General features: G+C 61.3%; 26 protein-coding genes and 1 pseudogene. 17 read left to right on the top strand and 10 right to left on the bottom strand.

Annotation, left to right across the window (positions count from 1 at the left end):
• The first annotated feature begins 15 nt into the window (after positions 1-15).
• The 5 genes from B5P46_RS19925 (at position 16) to B5P46_RS19905 (ending at position 3132) form a co-directional block, all read left to right on the top strand.
• On the top strand, positions 16-297 hold the full coding sequence (locus B5P46_RS19925; protein ID WP_129420216.1) for a hypothetical protein: 282 nt from the start codon (positions 16-18) through the stop codon (positions 295-297).
• Between the two features lie 196 nt (positions 298-493).
• Positions 494-703: a hypothetical protein gene (locus tag B5P46_RS19920; protein WP_129420537.1), complete on the top strand. Its 210-nt coding sequence runs from the start codon at positions 494-496 to the stop codon at positions 701-703.
• Positions 704-1076: 373 nt separating this feature from the next.
• Positions 1077-1562, top strand: coding sequence for a BA14K family protein (locus tag B5P46_RS19915; protein WP_129420215.1), 486 nt, complete (start codon positions 1077-1079; stop codon positions 1560-1562).
• Positions 1563-1828: 266 nt separating this feature from the next.
• The gene (locus B5P46_RS19910; protein WP_129420214.1) at positions 1829-2383 is read left to right on the top strand and encodes a BA14K family protein; all 555 of its coding nucleotides are present in this window, start codon (positions 1829-1831) and stop codon (positions 2381-2383) included.
• Between the two features lie 158 nt (positions 2384-2541).
• Complete coding sequence (locus tag B5P46_RS19905) at positions 2542-3132, top strand: GNAT family N-acetyltransferase (RefSeq protein ID WP_129420213.1); 591 nt, start codon at positions 2542-2544, stop codon at positions 3130-3132.
• Positions 3133-3261: 129 nt separating this feature from the next.
• On the opposite strand, the gene B5P46_RS19900 is transcribed toward B5P46_RS19905, so the two are convergent.
• From B5P46_RS19900 to B5P46_RS19890, 3 genes are all read right to left on the bottom strand, one after another.
• Positions 3262-4161, bottom strand: a complete 900-nt coding sequence (locus B5P46_RS19900) for a DUF3313 domain-containing protein (protein ID WP_129420212.1) — start codon at positions 4159-4161, stop codon at positions 3262-3264.
• Positions 4162-4338: 177 nt separating this feature from the next.
• On the bottom strand, positions 4339-5691 hold the full coding sequence (locus B5P46_RS19895) for a sensor histidine kinase (protein WP_129420536.1): 1353 nt from the start codon (positions 5689-5691) through the stop codon (positions 4339-4341).
• On the bottom strand, positions 5691-6362 hold the full coding sequence (locus B5P46_RS19890; RefSeq protein ID WP_129420211.1) for a response regulator transcription factor: 672 nt from the start codon (positions 6360-6362) through the stop codon (positions 5691-5693). The genes B5P46_RS19895 and B5P46_RS19890 overlap by 1 nt, the downstream gene beginning before the upstream one ends.
• 140 nt (positions 6363-6502) lie before the next feature.
• On the opposite strand from B5P46_RS19890, the gene B5P46_RS34515 reads away from it, so the two are divergent.
• Positions 6503-6649: a hypothetical protein gene (locus B5P46_RS34515; protein ID WP_164986517.1), complete on the top strand. Its 147-nt coding sequence runs from the start codon at positions 6503-6505 to the stop codon at positions 6647-6649.
• Between the two features lie 15 nt (positions 6650-6664).
• On the opposite strand, the gene B5P46_RS19885 is transcribed toward B5P46_RS34515, so the two are convergent.
• Entirely contained in the window at positions 6665-7207 is a 543-nt protein-coding gene (locus B5P46_RS19885) for an NADPH-dependent FMN reductase (RefSeq protein ID WP_129420535.1), read from the bottom strand.
• A gap of 162 nt (positions 7208-7369) precedes the next feature.
• Between B5P46_RS19885 and B5P46_RS19880 the strand changes: the two genes are divergently transcribed.
• From B5P46_RS19880 to B5P46_RS19870, 3 genes are read left to right on the top strand one after another with little or no spacing between them, the layout of a single operon-like run.
• The gene (locus B5P46_RS19880) at positions 7370-8389 is read left to right on the top strand and encodes an ABC transporter ATP-binding protein (protein WP_129420210.1); all 1020 of its coding nucleotides are present in this window, start codon (positions 7370-7372) and stop codon (positions 8387-8389) included.
• Positions 8386-9186 carry an ABC transporter permease gene (locus B5P46_RS19875; RefSeq protein WP_129420209.1) on the top strand — a complete coding sequence of 267 codons (801 nt, stop codon included), beginning with the start codon at positions 8386-8388 and terminating at the stop codon, positions 9184-9186. Before B5P46_RS19880 ends, B5P46_RS19875 begins: the two co-directional genes overlap by 4 nt.
• A gap of 2 nt (positions 9187-9188) precedes the next feature.
• Positions 9189-9992, top strand: a complete 804-nt coding sequence (locus B5P46_RS19870; RefSeq protein ID WP_129420208.1) for an ABC transporter permease — start codon at positions 9189-9191, stop codon at positions 9990-9992.
• A 25-nt stretch (positions 9993-10017) separates the two neighbouring features.
• Here B5P46_RS19870 and B5P46_RS19865 read toward each other — a convergent pair whose 3' ends face one another.
• On the bottom strand, positions 10018-10539 hold the full coding sequence (locus tag B5P46_RS19865; protein WP_129420207.1) for a winged helix-turn-helix transcriptional regulator: 522 nt from the start codon (positions 10537-10539) through the stop codon (positions 10018-10020).
• 91 nt (positions 10540-10630) lie between these two features.
• On the opposite strand from B5P46_RS19865, the gene B5P46_RS19860 reads away from it, so the two are divergent.
• Both B5P46_RS19860 and B5P46_RS19855 read left to right on the top strand, forming a co-directional pair.
• Positions 10631-11272, top strand: coding sequence for a dihydrofolate reductase family protein (locus B5P46_RS19860; RefSeq protein ID WP_129420206.1), 642 nt, complete (start codon positions 10631-10633; stop codon positions 11270-11272).
• Between the two features lie 282 nt (positions 11273-11554).
• Positions 11555-11758 (top strand): hypothetical protein, encoded by a 204-nt coding sequence (locus tag B5P46_RS19855; protein ID WP_129420534.1) that lies wholly within the window; start codon positions 11555-11557, stop codon positions 11756-11758.
• Between the two features lie 138 nt (positions 11759-11896).
• On the opposite strand, the pseudogene B5P46_RS34965 reads toward B5P46_RS19855, so the two are convergent.
• Both B5P46_RS34965 and B5P46_RS19845 read right to left on the bottom strand, forming a co-directional pair.
• Positions 11897-11983, bottom strand: a pseudogene (locus B5P46_RS34965) (TetR/AcrR family transcriptional regulator); the annotation flags it as partial.
• Positions 11984-12047: 64 nt separating this feature from the next.
• Positions 12048-12668, bottom strand: a complete 621-nt coding sequence (locus tag B5P46_RS19845) for a TetR/AcrR family transcriptional regulator (protein ID WP_129420205.1) — start codon at positions 12666-12668, stop codon at positions 12048-12050.
• Between the two features lie 135 nt (positions 12669-12803).
• Between B5P46_RS19845 and B5P46_RS19840 the strand changes: the two genes are divergently transcribed.
• Positions 12804-13835, top strand: coding sequence for an aldo/keto reductase (locus B5P46_RS19840; RefSeq protein WP_129420204.1), 1032 nt, complete (start codon positions 12804-12806; stop codon positions 13833-13835).
• Positions 13836-13983: 148 nt separating this feature from the next.
• Here B5P46_RS19840 and B5P46_RS19835 read toward each other — a convergent pair whose 3' ends face one another.
• A complete protein-coding gene (locus B5P46_RS19835; protein WP_129420203.1) occupies positions 13984-14859 on the bottom strand; it encodes a bifunctional helix-turn-helix transcriptional regulator/GNAT family N-acetyltransferase in 876 nt (291 codons plus the stop codon).
• Positions 14860-15005: 146 nt separating this feature from the next.
• On the opposite strand from B5P46_RS19835, the gene B5P46_RS19830 reads away from it, so the two are divergent.
• Positions 15006-15818 carry a hypothetical protein gene (locus B5P46_RS19830; RefSeq protein WP_129420202.1) on the top strand — a complete coding sequence of 271 codons (813 nt, stop codon included), beginning with the start codon at positions 15006-15008 and terminating at the stop codon, positions 15816-15818.
• A gap of 242 nt (positions 15819-16060) precedes the next feature.
• Here B5P46_RS19830 and B5P46_RS19820 read toward each other — a convergent pair whose 3' ends face one another.
• A complete protein-coding gene (locus tag B5P46_RS19820) occupies positions 16061-16528 on the bottom strand; it encodes an Lrp/AsnC family transcriptional regulator (RefSeq protein WP_129420201.1) in 468 nt (155 codons plus the stop codon).
• 124 nt (positions 16529-16652) lie between these two features.
• On the opposite strand from B5P46_RS19820, the gene B5P46_RS19815 reads away from it, so the two are divergent.
• From B5P46_RS19815 to B5P46_RS19805, 4 genes are all read left to right on the top strand, one after another.
• The gene (locus tag B5P46_RS19815) at positions 16653-17864 is read left to right on the top strand and encodes an argininosuccinate synthase (protein ID WP_129420200.1); all 1212 of its coding nucleotides are present in this window, start codon (positions 16653-16655) and stop codon (positions 17862-17864) included.
• A gap of 319 nt (positions 17865-18183) precedes the next feature.
• Positions 18184-18357 carry a hypothetical protein gene (locus B5P46_RS34510; RefSeq protein WP_164986516.1) on the top strand — a complete coding sequence of 58 codons (174 nt, stop codon included), beginning with the start codon at positions 18184-18186 and terminating at the stop codon, positions 18355-18357.
• A 39-nt stretch (positions 18358-18396) separates the two neighbouring features.
• On the top strand, positions 18397-18618 hold the full coding sequence (locus B5P46_RS34960; protein ID WP_245456199.1) for a hypothetical protein: 222 nt from the start codon (positions 18397-18399) through the stop codon (positions 18616-18618).
• A 37-nt stretch (positions 18619-18655) separates the two neighbouring features.
• Entirely contained in the window at positions 18656-19432 is a 777-nt protein-coding gene (locus B5P46_RS19805) for a phosphodiester glycosidase family protein (RefSeq protein WP_129420533.1), read from the top strand.
• 57 nt (positions 19433-19489) lie between these two features.
• On the opposite strand, the gene B5P46_RS19800 is transcribed toward B5P46_RS19805, so the two are convergent.
• Positions 19490-20086, bottom strand: a complete 597-nt coding sequence (locus tag B5P46_RS19800) for a demethoxyubiquinone hydroxylase family protein (protein WP_129420199.1) — start codon at positions 20084-20086, stop codon at positions 19490-19492.
• Between the last annotated feature and the right edge of the window lie 81 nt (positions 20087-20167).

Genomic DNA, 20167 nt, shown 5'->3' with positions numbered 1-20167 from the left:
CGCCCTGTTGCCACGATGGCTTGCCATCCTACACGCCGGCGTTCTGGCCACGTCGATCGATTGACAGCCAGAGACTCATTTTCCCATGAAACCGTTTTCGCCGATTTGCGTTTAGCGGCCATGAAAAGAGAACGTGAACCCTCATCAAAGGCTTACCGGCAGGATCGTTTCGAAAACACCGAGCGCGCCGCCAAGGAAACCATCGAGGCGGAGCAGCGGGCCCGCCGGGAAAAAACCAAGCGGCTGAAAGAGCTGCGCCTGTCGCAGCAAGGCGCCAAAGACCCCGCAACCAAATAGATCTCACGCTCGCACTATCCGGTCGACAGACCGATCGGTCTCATATTCATGCCCTGCCGCCCTCGCCCGCATCTTCCCGTGCGTGCCCAGAATTGTTTTTGAATTTCGGACCTTCGCCCATCTTGCAGAGCAAGGATCGCGAAATTATCTTTTTTTCACGAAAGCGATTCACGGCATCCAAAAAGGGCAGATTGCGATGTCAGACAAGCTGTTCAGCACGCGTGACGAACCGCTCGCCTCCGGAGATCTGGATGTGTGCAGGCGTGTCCATGAAGCTCTCTGTATCGGGCTAAAGATCGACAGATCAAGCAAGGAGGCCGGCCGTCTGGGCGCCCTCATCATCGAGCTGTACCGCCAGGGTGTGCACGACGAAAGCCAGCTCCGATTGCTGGCCGGCGGAAGGTGAGCCTGATAGCGCGAGACGTCAATTTACCTGCAGCTTCTCCCTCGGCGTCAAGCCTGGCCTGATCCGCCACTATCGCGGGATTTGGGTGCATCTTCCGTACAGCTTTGGTGTCGTGGATGTGGAGCGCCCAGTGACGGCTTGGTCGAAAGGCTACGAGCCCAAGGGCTCCCACCCGATCGGACAGGTCAGTCTCGACGCGGCGTGTCTGGGGTTGAGCCGGCTGTTCATGGAAGGACCGGTGGCCTGTGGCCTTGGCCCTGTGTTACCTACGTCAGCACCCACGCACACACCGCCTCATTCCATCCCAAAATGAAACCAATCCCCTTCCCCTGCGTTATCCCGTCGATAGATCCGTTTACCCAAGGTGAGTGAAATGAACAGATTCGCCATCATTGCCCTGTCGATAGCGACGGCCTTCTCCGGAATGCCGGCCTCGGCAGGCCCGGCCTTTGTGCCGGGGCCGGTGCAATCGGCCGTCCAGCCGGCGCCGGGAAATACCGATGCCCGGATCATGACTGTAGGCTGCAGCAGGTACTCCATCGTCTGCTCGCGTTACGGCGAGAGACGCAGATATGACGGCGACCGCCGCTACTATCGTGACCGTCACTACTATCGAGACGGCCGCTACGGCTGGGATCGGCGCTACGATCGGCGGTACCGCCGCCACGACAACACCGGCGCCATCATCGGCGGCCTGGCGGCCGGCGCCATCATCGGCGGCATCATCGCTTCGCAGCCGCGCGCACGTGCCTATAGTTCTGGTTCGCATGCGGAGTATTGCTATAGCCGTTATCGGTCCTATCGCGCCTCCGACAATACCTACCAGCCGAACTACGGCCCGCGCCGCCAGTGCCGCTAAACCGGCCGATCCATCAGAGCAAGCCTCGCATGAAGATGCGGGGCTTTTTCGATAGCCGAAGGCCCGTTGCGCGGCTTCCCAGGGACACCGTAGGACTGTCACGCCGCCAGCAAATCGCCTTGCCCCCTATCGACCAGCTCTATATGTATGAAAGCACGATACGTTAGCAGATACGCACATACATAACCCCTCCCCATTCCAAAATGAAACCTATTCCTTTCCCCCGCGTTATCCCCCCATACATCCGTTGACCCAAGGTGAGTGAAATGAACAAATTCGGCATCATTGCCCTGTCGATAGCGACGGCCTTCTCGGGAATGCCGGCTGCGGCAGGCCCGGTCTTCGTGCCGAGCCCGATGCTATCGGCCCAGCCGGCGCATCACGGTACCGATGCCCGGATCATGACCGTCGCCTGCAACCCATACTCCATCGTCTGCTCGGGCGATGGCGATAACCGCAGATCCAACCGGAACCGCGATCGCGACAATGACCGCGACCGCCACAGCTACCGCGATCGCGATCGCGACAATGACCGTGACCGCTACAGCTACCGCGAGCGCCGCTACGACCGTGACGACCGCTATGGCGGGGATCGCCGCTACGATCGCCGGTATCGCCGATATGACAATCGAAATGACAACAACGGCGCCATCATCGGCGGCCTGGCAGCCGGTGCCCTCCTCGGCGGCATCATCGCTTCGCAACCGCGCACGCGCGCCTATAGTTCGCATGCCGAATACTGCTATAGCCGCTACCGGTCATACCGCGCCTATGACAATACCTACCAGCCGAACTACGGCCCGCGCCGCCAGTGCCGCTAGTCCGGCCCATCCATAAGAGCAAGCCTCGCATGAAATGCGGGGCTTTTTTGATGGCCGAAAGTCTGTTGCACGGCTTCCAATCGCCAGTCGGGCGTGCTTGTGCGCGAGCAAGATTGGAGTCGGCCCGCTTGGTTAGGCGACGCGAACCTGGGTGCTAGATGACGTCTGGAGAAACAGCAAAGCCCGCCGGCCGCGTCGTGCTGTTGCAGCCGGATCTGGAAAACCTGTCGGGTTTCGAAGCGGCGCTCGCCACCGGCTGGTCTCCTGATCCGCGCCGCGCGCTCGACGAAGCCTATGTTCGCGGTGAGCTTCAGCGGCTGCGCCAGGATCGGGGGAAGTTCCTCGACGATCTCATTCCTGATGGCAGGCGGCGCGCCAGATCCGGACCGCCACCGCTGACCACCCGTCTGTTCTGGATCTGGGACGGCCAATTCTGCGGCAGCATCAGCCTGCGTTTTCAAGCGGGCACCGAGGTGCTGCCGCCCGAGGTGTCGGGCCATGTGGGATATTCCGTCGTGCCGTGGAAACAGCGCAATGGCCACGTGACCACCGCCCTGAGCCTTCTGCTGGCCGTGGCGGCGAAGGAAGGCCTCGACCGCCTCGTCATCCTCTGCAACGAGGACAACGATGCCTCGCGGCGCGTGATCGAGCGCAATGGCGGCGAATTGTTCATGCGCGGCCCGCATCCCTCCGACAGGCCCGATCAAATCAAACTGTATTTCTGGCTGAGGCCCGGAACCGCCGGCTGACATGAAGCGCGACGGATTTTCAGACGGACGGAGCACAAGCCTTGCCCGCCTTTGCTCCGTCCGTCCCGTCAGCCTGGGGCGAGGCTGAGTGCTGGTCGCGCAACGGCCGGCGCCGCTGCGCATCGTCTCTCAGTAGGTCGCGGCCGGTTTCGGCTTCTTCTCGGTCCATTGCGGCGGCGCGCCGTATTTGGCGGCCACGGCCCCCATCAGTCCGGGCGGCCGGCCGAAGGCGTCGCAGGCGGCGTATTTCGGTTTGCCACCGAGCCAGGATTTCATCCGCTGCCCCGACGGCAGCGAGATATCCAATCCCTTCGGCTCCTTGCCTTTGATCAGCATGCGAGAAAACTCGCTGCTGAATTTCGAAGCCAAGCTATAGGCATCGCCGACTTCGGAAACGCGGGGGTTGTTCTGCAGCGAGTTTGCCCCGCGCGACCAGACGATCGCCGCCCGCTGCACGCCACCGCTGTCGACGGCTTCCGCCTCGACCGCCAATCCGCCGAGGCCGGCCGGCAGCCGCGGCACGCCGACGGGCAGTACCAAACCGGTGCCGACGGTCACGACGGTCGAAACACCCGCCATCGCCTTGTTGGTCGGCACGATGTCGGTGACGACGGAGCGGATCGTCAGATCCGCCGGCTGACCGGCAGGGACCAGCTGGTATTTGTCGCTGAGCGAAATGCAGAGCGCCCGGTCCAGCGCGTTCGCCACCATCACGCGGTCGGCGTCCGATTTGACGCGGGTCGCGGCGCTGAAGGCGAAGGTCGTCGGCACGATGCTCACCGTCTTGGCCGGGCTAAGGCGCGTCCCATCGACATAGACGCGCGATTTCGACAGCTTGCCCTTCGGCGCGCCGAGATTGCCGTAGGAAGAAAGCGTGCCGGCCTCCTTCAGTGGCACCGAGCTGCACCCGGCCACTGCCATGGCGAGCGCCACCGGCAGAGCGAGGGACAAACCTCTCGACGCCCATGGGAAGGAAAATGGGAATGGATTGCTGCGCACGCTGTCTGGCCTCCGTCGCCGATAGCGCATAACCCCGAAAATTGAAATCGATTTTCGGAAAGGATTATGCGCAGGTTTAAAGCGCTAGAGCGTCCTTGGCGCGTCTTGTCGGACGCGCTGCGCTCTAGTGTCGGGCGAAAGTGGCGGTCGAGAATTGCCGCAGCATTACATCGTTTCCGTGAACGGATGCCGCCGGAGCAGGCCGGTCTATCCGAGGTTGATCGTCACGCGCGTCCCGGTCGCACCGCTTTCGATGCCGACCTCGCCGCCATGATTTGCAACGACCTGCTTGACGAGGCTGAGGCCGAGACCCGCACCCTTGCTCTTCGGGGTGACGCGGTAGAATGGCTCGAAAACCAGCTCGCGATGCTCGGCCGGAATGCCCGGCCCTTCGTCGGCGACACTGATCCGGCCGCCGCCCAAAGGAGAACCCGACACAGAAACCGTGATCATGCCGCCGTTGCCGCCGTGATCGATGGCGTTGCGCACCAGGTTGCTGACCGCCCGCGGCAGGGCGGAAGGGCTGCCGCGGCGTTTCAGACCTTCCACGTCGCTCTGAAAGGAAATCTGGTAACCAGCGGCAATCGCCAGCGGCGCCAGATCGGCAACCGTCATTCGGGCGATCTCGACCAGATCGACCGTCTCGTCGAGATCGGCCGCCTGATCGTTGCGTTCAAAGTCGAGGAGCTGTTCGGCCGCCCCGGCCAGCCGCGCCACGTCGTCGAGCAGCCGCTGCCGCTCGCGCCCATCGGGCATGCCGTCGATCCGCGTCTGCATGATAGCGATCGGGGTCCGAAGCTCATGCGCCGCGTCGAGCAGGAAGCGCTGGCGTTTCTTAAACTCGTTCTCAAGCCGCTCAAGCGTTCCGTTAAAAGCAATGACCAATGGTGCGATTTCCGTGGGAATACCATCCACCGGCAATCGGGCTCCTTGCCGGCGGGGATCGATTTCCGATGCCTTGCTCGCTATATCCTTCACGCCGGCCAAAGCGCGCGCTACGACGCGAGGGATCGTTAGAAAAACCCCGGGCAAAGCGATGGCCAAAAGTGGTGTGTAAATGAGGTAGGTTTTGCCGAGTATTGCCAGAAATGCGGAGCTTCTGCTGGCGTTTCCGCCGTACATCACTCTGTACTCGCCTTCTGCCGTGTCGACACGGTCGATGGAGGCGACCTCGGTCGTACCAGACGCCCCTCGTATGTCGGCGTCTTTGATGAGGTAGACGTACCGGGCTAGGTCCGCATAGGGCGCCGGTATTACGCCGTAGGAGGCCGTTTCTCCACTGGGTGTTGCGACGAAAAACCAGAGCCTGTTGTTCTCAGCCTTGAACGACCTGAGACGCGGGCTATCAGCTATGGCGATCCTGCCCTGCGAGTCACGCGTAAGAGCTTCCTCGAGGGCTGCAGTAAGCTGAACTTGCATTCCTTCATTGGGCGAGAGGATGCTGGTGGCGTAAATGCAAAGCCCGATGATCACCGTCGCAACAACAGCCACGAAAACGATACTGAGCTGCCAGCTGAGCGTCCACCAGAGTGAAAGGTTCGACTTGGTCGCCCCGCGCATCATTCTTCCTTCATGAGATAGCCGACGCCGCGGATATTATGGATCGCAACACCCGCACCGGCATCGATCAGCCGCTTGCGCAGCCGCGATATATGCGCATCGAGCGCGTTCGACTGGATTTCCTCTTCGTAATTATAAACCGCCGCCTCCAGCGTCGAGCGCAGCACGGTTTTCTCCTTGCGCCTTGCAAGTGCCGCAAGCACCAGAAGTTCGCGCCGGGGCAGATCGAGCGGCACCGCATCGACGGTGACGCCGAGATGCAGCGGGTCGATCACCATCCGCCCGGCCGTGATCTTGAGTTCAGCCAGTTCAGGCGGCCGGCGCAGCACGGCCCTCAGCCGCGCCATCAGCTCCTCGACCAGAAACGGCTTGCCGAGATAGTCGTCGGCCCCGAGGTCGAGCCCTTCCACCCGCTGCCTCGGCTCGTTCAGTGCCGTCAGCACGATGATCGGCGTATCCTTCCCCGTCCGCCTGAGCTCCGGAATGAAACTCAGCCCCTCTCCGTCGGGCAGGCGCCGGTCGAGCAGGATCGCATCGTAGAGGTTTTGCCGCGTCAGCTCGACGGCGTCTGCCAGATGCATCGTGTGATCGGTGACGATCCCATGTTTGCCGAGTGCGGCCGACAGCGCCTCGGCCAGCTCCCTCTCATCCTCTATCAGCAGTATCCGCATCGCCCGTCCATTGTCTCGCTCACCCCCTCTGTCTGCCACAAGGGTTGCGGCAGCATTGCGGAGCTTGCAAGGCAGCCGGTCATGCTGCTGCAATTGTTGAGGTCCAGCACAAAGAATATTCGCGGCAGCTGGAGATCAAGATGATCCGACCTATCCTCCGTCTCCTGACGAGACACTTCCTCTCCGCCTTCATCCTGGCCGCGCTGCTCGCAGCCCCGCTCGTCATTCTGCACACGCTTCACGAAAAGATGGCATTCGAGAACGGCCTGCTGATGGACGTCCGATGATGCCGCGAGCGAACCTCAGGCGGTCTTACTGCCTGCCATGCAATAGGCCGAGAATGCCTGAAGATAGGCCTGCACTCTGGAACGGTTCTCCGCTGCCTCGACGGCCTTGAACACCTCGGCCGGCTCCAGCTTCATCAGAGGAAGCCTGAGGAAAATATCGCCAGCGAACCGGTCGGTGATGATCGCAAGAACGGTGCGAAGACCCGCCAGCATATCATCGCCTCGATGCGATGCGTGCAGCAGGGCGATCGGCTTATGGACGATCTCGTCTCCTGACACGAGCCAATCGATCGCATTCTTGAGGCCGCCGGGAATGGATCGGACATACTCCGGGCTCGCAATGATCAGGCCATCGCTCTCTGCGATGACACCGATCAACTCCCGCACCGCCTCCGGTAGATTCTCCCCCTCGAGATCAGGCGAGAATACCGGCAACCGCCCCACGCCGTCGAAGATCGAAATCTCGATCTCACTTGGCGCAATGGCACAGACAGCCCGCAGCATGGCCGTATTGGTGGAATTGTGCCGGGCGCTGCCGGATATTGCGAGAATCTTCATGACCCCAACAGGAAATGATTGATCATGGCTGTCAACGCAAAAGGCTCGGCTAGGCTCGATTGAGTAGCGCCCAAAAAGCGACTTTTGCTTGAACTGGCCGAGCCCCGCGTTAGCCTGGATGCTGCTGCCGAATCGGCTGGAACCACCCTCGAGGAAATACATATGACGGCTTTGATCGAGGCGCGGGGCGTCAGCAAACGCTTCCGGCAGCACAAGAGATTTCCGGGTCTGCTGGGTGCGCTGAAGACGTTGGTGACCAACGAATATACGGAAGTTCTGGCCGTTTCCGACATCGGTTTCGACATCGCGGCAGGCGAAGCCGTTGGCTATCTCGGCCCGAATGGTGCCGGCAAATCGACGATGATCAAGATGATGACCGGCATCCTGGTGCCGAGCGCCGGCACGCTTTCGGTACTCGGCCGGACGCCGCATCTGAAACGGATGGACAATGCCCGCGAGATCGGCGTCGTTTTCGGCCAGCGCAGCCAGCTGTGGTGGGACCTGCCGCTGATCGACAGTTTTACCTTGCACCAGCGCATCTACGACATCCCCACCGCCCGTTATGCGGATAATCTCCGACGCTTCAGCGAGTTGCTGGATTTGACGCCCTTTCTCGACCGCGCGGTGCGCCAGCTCAGCCTCGGTCAGCGCATGCGCGCCGAGATCGTGATGTCGCTGCTGCACGATCCCAAGATCCTCTTTCTGGACGAGCCGACCATAGGGCTTGATGTGGTCGCCAAGGATGCCGTGCGGCGTTTTCTCGCCGAGATCAACCGTGAGCGCGGCGTCACCATCATCCTCACCACCCATGATCTGCAGGACATCGAGACCATCTGCCCGCGGCTGATTATGGTCGATCATAGCAGGCTCATCTTCGACGGTGAGTTGAAGAGCCTGCGCGCGGCATTGGGCTCGGCTCGGCGACTGACACTCGAATTTGCCAGCGACCCTGGACCGCTGTCGTTGCGCACCGCGGCCCTCGTCAGCGACGAAGGCTTGCGCAAGAACTATCTCATCGAGCGTGAAGACGTATCGCTGGTCGCAATCCTGTCGGAGGTGGGTAGCGGGCGCGACCTCAAGGATGTGGCGCTGCACGAGCCCGACATCGAAGAGGTCATCCGCACCTTCTACCAGCGCCGCAACGCCGACCAGCGTAGCAATGCCAAGGCCCGGGCATCATGAGCGCCTATTTCGCCTTCGCGCGCAGTGCCTTCCATTCGCAGCTCGCCTACCGCAACGAAGTATGGGCCAACATCTTCGGCAAACTCGTGCAGGTCTTCGCGCGCGTCGCCATCTGGCAGGCGGCCTATGCCGGCGCCGGCGCAATCGTGGTCGACGGGGTCTCCCTGCAGCAGATGGTGACCTATGCCCTGCTCGGCGGCGCTGTGATGGGCGCAACCCGCCCCGAAAGGATCATCGGCGAGATCGGCCGGTCGCTCAAAACAGGTGATGTCGCAGTCTGGCTGCTCAAGCCCTTATCCTATCCGCTCTATCTCTTCGCCAACGAATGCGGCAGCTTTGGTTATCGCCTGATGACCCAGGTCATTCCGACCGTCGCCTTCACCGCGTTGTTTTACGGCATGCTGCCGCCGGCAAGCCTGTTCGATGGCCTGATGTTCATCGCCTTCTGGGCGCTATCCTTTACGCTGCTTTTCCTGATGTCGGCTCTCTTCGGCCTCGTCGCCTTCTGGCTGATGACGAGCTTCTCGCTGGACTGGATCCTGGGCGCCCTGCTGCAGTTGTTCTCGGGCCTGCTGATACCGTTCTGGTTCTTCCCCCAACCGCTGGCCACGATTGCCCGCCACCTGCCCTTCGCCTGGGTGGTCTATTATCCCAATGCCGTCTATCTCGGCAGGCTTTCCACCGCCGATGTCTGGCTCCATCTCGGCCTGGGCCTTGCCTGGGCCGCGCTGTTCCTTGCCGGCGTCCTCTGGCTGTGGCGCTGCGCCTCCACCCGCATCACCGTGCAGGGAGGTTGATCATGCTCATGCATCACCTGCGCGTCCTTCCTCTGCTGGTGCGGATGCATGTCCGCTCCCAGATGGAATATCGCGGCGCTTTCTGGCTCGACCGTCTTGCGCAGATACTCTCCTATGGCAGCGTCTTCGCCACCATCGGCATCCTGCTTGCCCGCTTCGATACGCTCGGCGGCTGGACCTGGCCGGAGCTGGCGCTGCTGTTCAGCTTCCAGCTGCTGGCTTATTCGCTCGGCGCCGCGATGAGCTTCGTGCAATTGCGCGACCTCGAAGAACTCGTGCGGCTCGGCACTTTCGACACGCTGTTGGTCAAGCCTTTCAGCCCCTGGGCCTATCTGGTCTTTTCCGGCCTCAATATCGGTTATGCCGGCCATGTCATCCTCGCGGTGGCGCTGATGGGTTGGGCCGTTCTGTCCGTCGACTTCGCCTGGTCGGTCTGGTCCGCCTCGTTCCTCGTTGCCGCGCTCCTCAGCGCGACGCTGCTGACCGCTGCCCTCATCACAATGATCGGCGCCACGGCGCTGATCTGGGTGCGGTCCAACCACCTGTTCTCGATCTTCTTCGGCTTTTGGGAATTGACCCGCTACCCGCTCAATATTTTTCCGGGCGGCATCCAGACCATTCTCATCACCGCGGTTCCGCTGGCTCTCACCAGTTCGGTCCCCGTCGGCGCCCTGCTCGGCAAACCCATCCCGATCCTCGGGGACTGGGCCGGGCCTGTGGCTCTCGTGGCCGGCCCGATCTGGGTGTTGATATCAATCGCTCACTGGCGGTATGCCACCGGCAAGTACCAGGGCGCTGGCGGCTGATCGGGCGGACCGACCTTCCTCGATATCAGGATGCCTGCGACAACGATCTTGCGCGGACCTCGAGGAACGCCGCCGTCAGCTTAGCCAGCACCGGCGAGGTGCATGTGCCGTTGGCGCCACCGATCGGATCGGCGATGTGGATCTGCCGGAGATCCTCCATGAACTCGTCCCACAGCGGCGGCCCGCCTTCTTCGAGAAGCTGCGCACGGATGCTCAGTTCCTCGCTCACAGGCAGATGCCGTCGTCCCCAGGCACCGATCATGGCAAAGACGGGCACGAGCTGGATCGCCGGCTCCATGAGGCTGTAGATCGCTTTCTGGCTGTGGCTCGGGTCGTCTCGCTTGCTGATGAATCCGAGCGACAGCAGGCGCTTCAGCCTGGCGGCCAGAATGTTGGAGGCAATCCCCTCCTCCGAATGGGTCAGAAGATCGCGGAAATGGCGGCGGTTGCCGAACATGATGTCCCTGATGATGATGAGGCTCCACCGATCGCCCAGCACTTCCATCGTCAGGTTGATCGGGCAGCCCGACCGCAGTTCAATATCCACGGAATTCTCTCCTTAAAACTGGTTGCAATATAGGATCGCTTATGCGACAACGCAACTAGTTTCGGTATGCAATCAGGTGGAGGAGAGCAGCATGTCCAAGGTGCGTGTCGCAGCATTTTCCCTTTCCGTGGATGGTTTCGGCGCCGGGCCGGAGCAGAGCCTGACCGATCCGCTGGGTAAGCGGGGAACGGACATGTTCGAATGGTTTTTCCGTACCCGCACCTTCCGCGCGATGATCGGAAAGGACGGGGGTTCTGAAGGCGTGGACGAGGGTTATGCGGCCCGCGGCATGGCGAATTTCGGCGCCTTCATTCTCGGACGCAACATGTTCGGCCCTATCCGCGGCGATTGGCCGGATGATGCCTGGAAGGGCTGGTGGGGACCGAACCCGCCCTATCACGCGCCGACCTATATCCTGACGCATTACCCCCGCGAACCCATCGTCATGGAGGGCGGCACGACGTTTCACTTCGTCACCGGCGGCGTCGAGGAAGCGCTTGACAAGGCGAAAGCCGCAGCCGGCGGCAAGGATGTGAAAATCGGCGGCGGCGTCAGCACCGTCCGTCAGTATCTGCAGGCCGGCCTGATCGACGAATTGCACTTCGCATTCTCGCCGGTCGTGCTCGGCAAGGGCGAGGCGATGTTCACAGGCATCGACCTGCCGGCCCTCGGCTTCCGCGTCGCCGAGCATGTGACGACCGAACACGCCACCCATATCGTGCTGGCAAAATAAACGAGCCGCCGGTCGGGATCCCTTGGCGCTTCCAGATGGAATACCTCGGCCGCATCGAAAGCGTGCGCAACATCAAGACGGAACTCGCAATGCAGAGGATCAGGTAATCCTGGCAGGTACCGCTCTGACGGCCGCCTGTCGGGATCGTTCGGCTGTCACCAAACCGTGTCAAAATGGCCGTGGTATTGCTGTGGAATGAGCGTAGAGTAAACGCCATCGGATCATCGACACGACCGCTTGAGAGACCATAGGTGCTCTTGCCGCTTCATGGAGGGTACGAAGATGCTCCTGTCGCTCATCTCACTCAATGATGATGAAATAACCATCGTCACCGATGCCGTTCGGCAATGGTGCTGCGAGAGGAAGCTCGACATCGACAGCATCGAAGGACGCCACGCCATCACCGTCGCCGTCGATCTCGTCCAGATGAACACCGACCGCGACAGGCTTTTTGCCGAGCTGTCGAAGCAACTGGACCACCTGTAGGACCCTACTCCATCCATCGAAGCACCACAGCATTCTGCGATGACAGGCGGATGGGATGCAGCGCTTTCGCTTACCACTCCCCTCGCGCCGCCGCCCCGGAGCACCAGCATCCAGGAGCATGGGCTCAACAGAGCGCAGCCGGCCAGTCCCAAGCTGTTCGAGGTAGGCACAGAACATATCGGCCATGGCGTCGGCATAGGCTTGGATCTCGGCAGCGCTTCGGGGTAGGCTCGTTGCCCGGCCGAGCGCGCGTGCCGGCCGGGCAACGGCGCGTTTCATTGTCGGAGCGTCACCGCTGTACAGCGCCGTAGCGCAGCCCGTCGACCAGCAGGGACACCATACGCCGGGCATGTTCGGACCCTTGGGCGTAGGCGTGCATGCTAAGGCTTGCGGCCGCATTCAAAAGATCCTCAGCGGCGATGTCGGTGCGCACCTCGCCGGCGGCAGCGGCGGCGTCGAGAAGCGAGCGAAGGGCCGGCTGCAGCCGCTGCTGGAAGTAGGCGGGCAAGGCATCGAAGGCTGGGTTGCCGGAGTGCAGGGCCGCCGCAAGCCCACGCTTTGCCGCGATAAAATCCACGAAACGCTGCATCCATCTGGCCAGCGCTTCGCCCGGCGCATGTTCGGCGGCAAGGATCGGCGCAGCGTCGGCGCAGGCGTCGATTTCGCGGCGGAAGACGGCAACGACGAGGTCGGAACGCTCGGGAAAATGCCGATAGACGGTGCCGATGCCGACGCCGGCCTTCTCCGCAATCTCACGCACCGGGGCATCGACGCCAGAGGTCGCAAACACCGTCAATGCCGCCTGAAGCAGCCCGTCGAGATTGCGCTTGGCGTCGGCGCGCACGCGCCTGTCCGCCCTTTCCCCGGGTTTCAGGCCATCCTCATGCTCTTTTCTCTCGTCGCCCATCATTCACTCACTTGCAAAACGGAACATTGTTCCGTATATAAACGGAATACGGTTCCGTTTATGCAAGTTAACACGGCGAGACGGTGTTGGCCACATCGATGCGCACGAAGTTCGCCTCCCCAATAAAAGGAACAGACCATGCAATACCGCACGCTTGGAAGAACCGGCATCAAGGTCAGCCCCTATTGCCTCGGCGCGATGATGTTTGGCGCCGCCGGCAATCCTGACCACGAGGATTCGATCCGGATCATCCACAAGGCTCTCGATGCCGGCATCAACTTCATCGATACTGCCGATATCTACAGCCGCGGCGAGTCCGAGGAGATCGTCGGCAAGGCGCTCAAGGGCCGACGCGACGACGTCGTGCTCACCACCAAGGCGCATCTGCCGATGGGCGACGACCCAAACCGACAGGGCAATTCGCGCCGCTGGCTGATCCGCGCAGTCGAGGATTCGCTCCGTCGCCTGCAGACCGACCATATCGATCTCTACCTGATCCACCGGCCGGCACCCGATACCGATATCGAGGAGACGCTATCGGCCCTCACCGACCTGATACGGACGGGCAAGGTGCGCGCCATGGGATCGTCGACCTTCCCCGTCTCGGAGATTATCGAGGCGCAATGGGTTTCCGAGCGCCGTGGGCTGGCACGTTTCCGCGCCGAGCAGCCGCCCTATTCGATCCTGAACCGCGGCATCGAACGCGAGGTTCTGCCGGCCTGCGAGCGTTACGGAATGGGCGCGATGGTGTGGAGCCCGCTGGCGATGGGCATGCTCACCGGCAAATATCGCAAGGGTGCACCGCAACCCGACAGCGCCCGCGCCAAACGCTTCCCCAAGCAGATGAACGACGAGCGCCGGCTGGAGGCGGTCGAACGGCTCATCCCGCTCGCGCAGCAGGCAGGTCTTTCGCTGGCGCACATGGCGATGGCCTTCACCATTGCCCATCCCGCCGTCACCTCGGCGATCATCGGCCCGCGCACGATGGAGCACTTCGACGATCTGCTTGCCGGCGCCGGGCTGAGCTTGACGGACGAAATCCTCGACCGGATCGACGCGATCGTCCCGCCCGGCACCGACACCGGCCCGTTGGAGGCGGCCTATAACCCGCCTGCGGTAACGCAGCCGAACCTGCGCCGCCGCCCGATAGCGGCGCGCTTCGCCGCCTGACCGGCAGGGGTGAGGCCCGGTCCTGCAAAGCAGGAGCGATCGATCCAGTGAATCGATCGCAGGGCCGAACGCCCTGAGCCATGCGAAGGGCCGGGCAGCGACTGCGCCTCACGGAGGAGAAGTGGGCAGCAGCTCAAGTGAGCATCGCTTAAAGGCGCTTCTCAAAGAACGTGTCCGGGTATGGGTCGTCATTGAATCGGTCGATCTCACTCCAGCCGGTTCCGCGATAAAGCTGTGTTGCCTCGGGCAGCGCGCTATTCGTATCCAGACGCAGGAGCTTGATGGATAACTCGCGGGCGATGTTCTCGGCGGCCGTCATAAGGCGCGTTGCGAGCCCAAGGCCACGCGCGGATGGGGCAACCCAGAGCCTTTTGATCTCGGCGACCTCGCCGCCATTGCCCTTCAGCCCGACACAGCCGATCGGCAGGCCATCCGACATGGCCACCAGGAACGCACCGCGCGGACGCATCATATCCTTGGCGTCTGGATCGCGAGAAAGCGATACATCGAAACCCTTCTCGAAGCGGCGTGCAAGTTCGCCATAGTATTCGTTAAGACAATAGCTGGCGTCCTCGTGCCGAGGGTCTTTCTCCTCGAGCACGATCTGCTCACGTCTCAGCGAGGAAGCGACGATATCCATGGCACGCAGCAGTTCGTCCGGGCGGCGATGGCGCGCCAGAAATGTTTTCGCCTGCGCATTGGAAAGCGCTTCATAAGCCTGAAACTCAGAACGGCCGGTTTCGGTCAGCCTGGCAACGCGGCGGCGCGCGTCCTGAGGGTTCGGCACCGTCTCGATGAGCCCCTCCTCTTCCAGACTGCGCAGCAGGCGGCTCATCAAGCCAGAGTCGAGACCGAGATAATCGCGGATCACCGCAACATCCGATTGCCCCCGGCCGATCGAATTGAGGACGCGGGCAGCACCCAGCGGACGGCCGCGTCCGAGGAAAGACGTATCGAGAGCGCCGACTTCGGAGGTGACGGCACGGTTGAAGCGACGGACGCGAGAGACAGGATCGTAGGTCATATTGTCTGACTTTAGTCAGATAATTGATCCTGTCAATTCAAAGCACTTCCAGGGGACGCGCAAATGAGCTGCGCACTCCCGGCCGTCCGCCTTGCGCGCGCCCATCCCCTCGCCTATGGGAATAGCAACACTCCCAAGGCCTTCCCGTGTTCCGTTATGCTCTCCACGCCCTGATCGTTCTCATCGTGACGTTGCTGACGCAGATCGGCGGCATCTCCTATCTCGTGGCGCTGGCCGCCTCACGCGCCTGGGGTTTACGGCGATTTCTGGCAAAGCTTGCGATCTTCCTGCTTTGCTATGCCGGCGCCACCTTTGCCGCGGGCCTCGCCGCGCCGATCTTGGGGCGGGTTCCCCTCTCCTGCATCGCCGACGCCGCGGACCGGCTCGTGGTCCGCTCCCCGATCTATTGCCTGCTGAACCGCAACTACGTCAAACCCGAGGTGCACGATCTCGCAAAGGCGCTTGCCGCCCACATGGACAGGGAATTTCCTGGAACCGTCACCGTCGCGCTGGATGCGAATTTCCCCTTCGTGAACGGTTTTCCGCTGCTGCCGCATCTGTCGCATGCCGACGGGAAAAAGCTCGACTTCGCCTATTATTACAAGGACACGGACGGCGCCTTCCTGAATGGCGCCACCCGCTCCCCGATCGGCTATTTCGCCTTCGAGCAACCTGTCCCCGGCGACGAACTACCATGCGAAGGGCGCAACGACTGGCTCACCACCCGTTGGAACTTCGATGCGCTGCAGCCTCTGTTTCCGGCCTATCGGATCGAGGAACAGCGCACATCGGCGGCGATCGGCTGGTTGACGAGCGAAGGCGTGACGCGCTTCGGCCTGCAGAAGATCTTCATCGAGCCGCATCTGAAGAACGCGCTCGGCATCACCGACAGCCATATCCGCTTTCAAGGCTGCCGCGCCGCCCGCCACGACGACCATATTCATATCCAGGTCGACTAATGGCCCGCCTCTGAGGAGCGTCGCCGTGCGAAATAGATCGCCATCGTCATGTTGCGTTCGATGCGGCACTGCGGTCAGTTGGAATAGGTTGCTTATAGCCTGCGGAGGGCAGCTGGATCGAGCGTCAGCGTCCACGAGAAAAATTGCGGCTCGTCGGCAATGAAGCCGGTGGCGGCCAGTTCCCCGACACGGGCGCCAGAACCGGAACGCCTCTCCTCTGGGATATGGATCGAGCCACGACGCTATCTCAACGGCAGCTCGAAGCTTCGCTTCAGCGTTTCCATCGGCACGTCGGTCTTGACGCTGAGAACGCTCGGAATGCGCGTCAGGTGATCGGCCTGAAAACGCCAATAGCTGTGCAGATCGGCGGTGACGATCCGAAGCACGGCGTCGCATTCCCCTGTCGTCAGGTAGCATTCCATCACCTCGGGAAACCGCCTGACGGCTTCAGCGAACCGAAGCGTGACCTCGGCGTCCTGGGTCTTGAACCAGACGCGGGCAAAAACGGTGAGCCCCGCCCCGACCTTTGCAGGGTCCAGCACGGCGACGTAGCGATCGATGATCCCGGCCTCTTCCAAGAGCCGCACGCGACGCAGGCATGGCGAAGGCGACAGCCCTACTTCCTTCGCCAGATCGACATTCGAAATACGCCCGTCACGCTGAAGCACACGCAGAATATGGCGATCGATCGGGTCCAGGATAATTGGCATTAGATAGCTCCGATTGATGTCACAATGGCATGATATGCTAAACTTTCGCAATTTTACGGATGCTTCGCAAGCTCATTGCGCAGGACTTGGCCTATCGTTCCAGCATCGAGATGGAGATGGGTTGATGACGAAGATAGAGAAAATTGTGCTTTCTTATTCGGGCGGGCTGGATACCTCGATCATCCTCAAATGGTTGCAGGAAACCTACAGATGCGAGGTGGTGACTTTCACCGCCGATCTCGGCCAGGGCGAGGAGCTAGAGCCGGCTCGTGCCAAGGCGGAGATGTCAGGCGTCAAGGACATCCGCATCGTCGATCTGCGTGAGGAGTTCGTCAACGATTTCGTCTTTCCGATGCTGCGGGCCAACGCGCTCTATGAGGGGCAATATCTGCTGGGCAGTTCCATCGCACGGCCGCTGATCGCCAAGCATCTGGTCGGCGTAGCCCGGGAGGTTGGCGCGGATGCCGTTGCCCACGGCGCGACAGGCAAGGGCAATGATCAGGTCCGGTTTGAGCTGGCCGTCAATGCACTCTACCCATCGCTTAAGGTCATTGCTCCCTGGCGCCAATGGAACGTCCGCTCCCGCACGCAGCTTCTGGAATATGCCGAGAAGCATCATATCCCGGTGCCGAGCGACAAGCGGGGCGAGGCGCCGTTCTCGATCGACGCCAACCTGCTGCACACCTCGACCGAAGGTAAGATTCTCGAAAATCCGGCGGAGGTCGCGCCCGATCATGTCTATCAGCGCACGGTTGATCCGCTCGAAGCTCCCGACACGCCCGAGATCATTACCGTCGGTTTCGAGAGGGGCGATCCGGTTTCGGTGAATGGCAAGTCCATGACACCGGCCGCTTTGCTGACCGAACTCAATGGACTGGGCGGCCGGCATGGCATCGGGCGGCTCGATCTGGTCGAAAACCGCTTCATCGGCATGAAGTCGAGGGGAATATACGAAACGCCGGGAGGGACGATCCTGCTCACGGCGCATCGCGGCATTGAATCGATCACGCTCGATAGGGCCGCCGCCCATCTGAAGGATGAGATCATGCCCCGCTACGCCGAACTCATCTATAACGGCTTCTGGTTCGCGCCCGAGCGGGAAATGCTGCAAGCCTTGATCGACCAAAGCCAAGCCTTCGTCAGCGGCGAAGTGACGGTAAGGCTCTACAAGGGAAGCGCTTCGGTCATCTCGCGGACCTCTCCCTGGTCACTCTATTCAGCCGACCTCGTCACCTTCGAGGATAGCGCAGTCGCTTACGATCATCATGATGCCGAAGGTTTCATCAGGCTTAACGGCTTGCGGCTCAAGAGCTGGGCAGCCCGCAACGGCAGATGACCGGCCGATCTTACGTCGGCCAGCGCACTTAACGCTCGGCGGATACCGGACGAAACGAGCCGGTTCGGATACTCATAAACTGCGAGGGTCAGATGGGCCGATAGGTCAATGCCCACATTCACGGCACCTTCCCTCGTGGCTGACTGAAGCAGTCCCGGCATCCACGGAGAACCGCGAATCCAATTTCAAACGATTTTTAAAATAGACGCTCCACAAGCTAATCGATTTTAATTTTATCGTTAAAATTTTCTTGTTGCAGCGCAAAAGAATTTAGACATTAATTTGTGCGGATGCTCAGTTTATTCGTTGGAGAACTCGCATGACTGTGACATTTCCGCTAACAGAAAAGCGCGATGCCGAGACATTGCTGAAACACTTGACGTCGCACAATCTCAGCGTTCCGGGAAACTGCGTCGTGTCGCTGAAGGTGCACGTCGCCCAGGTTTCATCCTCTCATACGACCGCGCTCGGCACCGCCCGTACCGCCTGGTAGGGATTGATAGTCCCGCATCGCTGTCCATAATAGGACCGATTGCTGAGCCTGGGCTTCGCATCTCTGGAGGATATCGGCCCGACCGAAATGGCAGAACGCTTCTTCAGCCTGCCGGAGGGTGCGCCGGATCGCGGCGCCGGTTCCCATGTTCATATTCGCTGGGAAATAAAACATTCCCTGACCCGTCGGACGGCGGCATTCGAGCTGATCTCAGCCGTTGAAGACGACCCGCCCATCAAACCATTGCAATCCCATAAATAAACGCTTCATTGGCGATATGAAAGCGGACGTAGCACCAATGACCTATATCAAACACGGCATACTCGCCGCCGCCATCATGCTGGCAGCAACGATGACATCCTTGCATCAAGCGCATGCTGAACAATGCGAACAGCAAACCTTCGAAGAGGCGAAATACGTCGTCTGCACGCTGGAACCGGGCAAAGCCGACCTGCGATTGTTCTGGACGAACGCCGATGGCGCGCCATACCGCGCTTTTTCAAGCCTAGCCGGAGCCGTTCGCGCCGAGGGGCGAACGCTGACTTTCGCCGTTAACGCCGGGATGTATCGTGCCGATTTTTCGCCCATGGGACTCTATGTCGAGAACGGCAGGGAATTGAAACCCGCCAATACGACAGAGGCCAAAAGCTCCTCGGGCCAGGTACCGAATTTCTATAAGAAGCCAAACGGCGTATTCTTTCTGGGTGAGGCAGGCGCCGGGATACTCCCAACCCATGAATTTCTGAAGCGTCGGGCCAAGGTGCGGTTCGCCACCCAATCCGGTCCGATGCTTGTCATCGCCAACAAATTGAACCCGATCTTCATCGTCGGCTCGACAGACCGGACCCGCCGCAGCGGTGTCGGAACCTGCGAGCGCGGCGCGGTTCGCTTCGCGATCAGCGAAGACGGGGTGAATTTCCACGATTTCGCACGGCTCTTCCGCGACCATCTGAAATGCCCAGACGCCTTGTTTCTCGATGGCGGACGAGGCGTCGGAATTTACAATCCGGCAATGGGCCGCAACGACTGGTCTTGGCACGGCGGCTACGGCCCTATCTTCGGGCTCGTCGAATAGCGCACTCGCATTTGGCCAAAGGCCCGACAGCAGCAAGTTACCGTTTGCGCGGCAAGACTAGCCCCTCCCCGCACGCGCCATTTCGGCGCGCATCCAGCTCGAGTCGCCCCAGGTCGAGAGCCAGATCATCAGGTCGGTAAGGGCGCCGACGACGGGCAGGAGCAGGGCGTGGCTGAGGCCCCGCCCTTTCTGGCTGCTTTCGGCCGTCCTGAGATGCGCCAGTTCCTGTTCCTGGATCGACGCGATGAGGGCGTGAAGCTCGGGATCGCGCTTTGCAAGGAAAACCAACTGGTCTTCGAGATGGCGATGGACCGTGCTTTCGACTGCCTCGGTGCAAATCCAGATCATGTTGCGCCCGGCAAGCGCCGTCAGGAAGCCGAGCACAGAACCGCCGAGGCTCCAGAATGCCATGACACGACAGGGCTTGGCGCTCCTTGCAGGCATCGCCTCGCGAAACAGGCGGCAATGGTCGATCTCGTCCCGACGCATCTCTTCAAGCGCCGGCACGATGTCGGGAAACAGCCGCCGAGCCACCAGGATCTGAGCGCCATAGATCCTGATAGCGCCGAACTCGCCCGCATGGTTGACCTTCAGAATGCGACGGATGGTGACATCGGGGTCGCGCCTGCCCGACCTGCTCGACGGATTGATCATGACCACCCTGCTCCCGGTTCCCTTGCGCGCAATAGGCAGGACAGCCGCCGCCATCGTCAAGGGGGTGCGGCGATGGAGAAG

The organism is Rhizobium leguminosarum (assembly GCF_004123835.1).
Taxonomy (GTDB): Bacteria; Pseudomonadota; Alphaproteobacteria; order Rhizobiales; family Rhizobiaceae; genus Rhizobium; species Rhizobium leguminosarum_M.
This window is presented reverse-complemented; position numbering and strand designations above follow the sequence as displayed.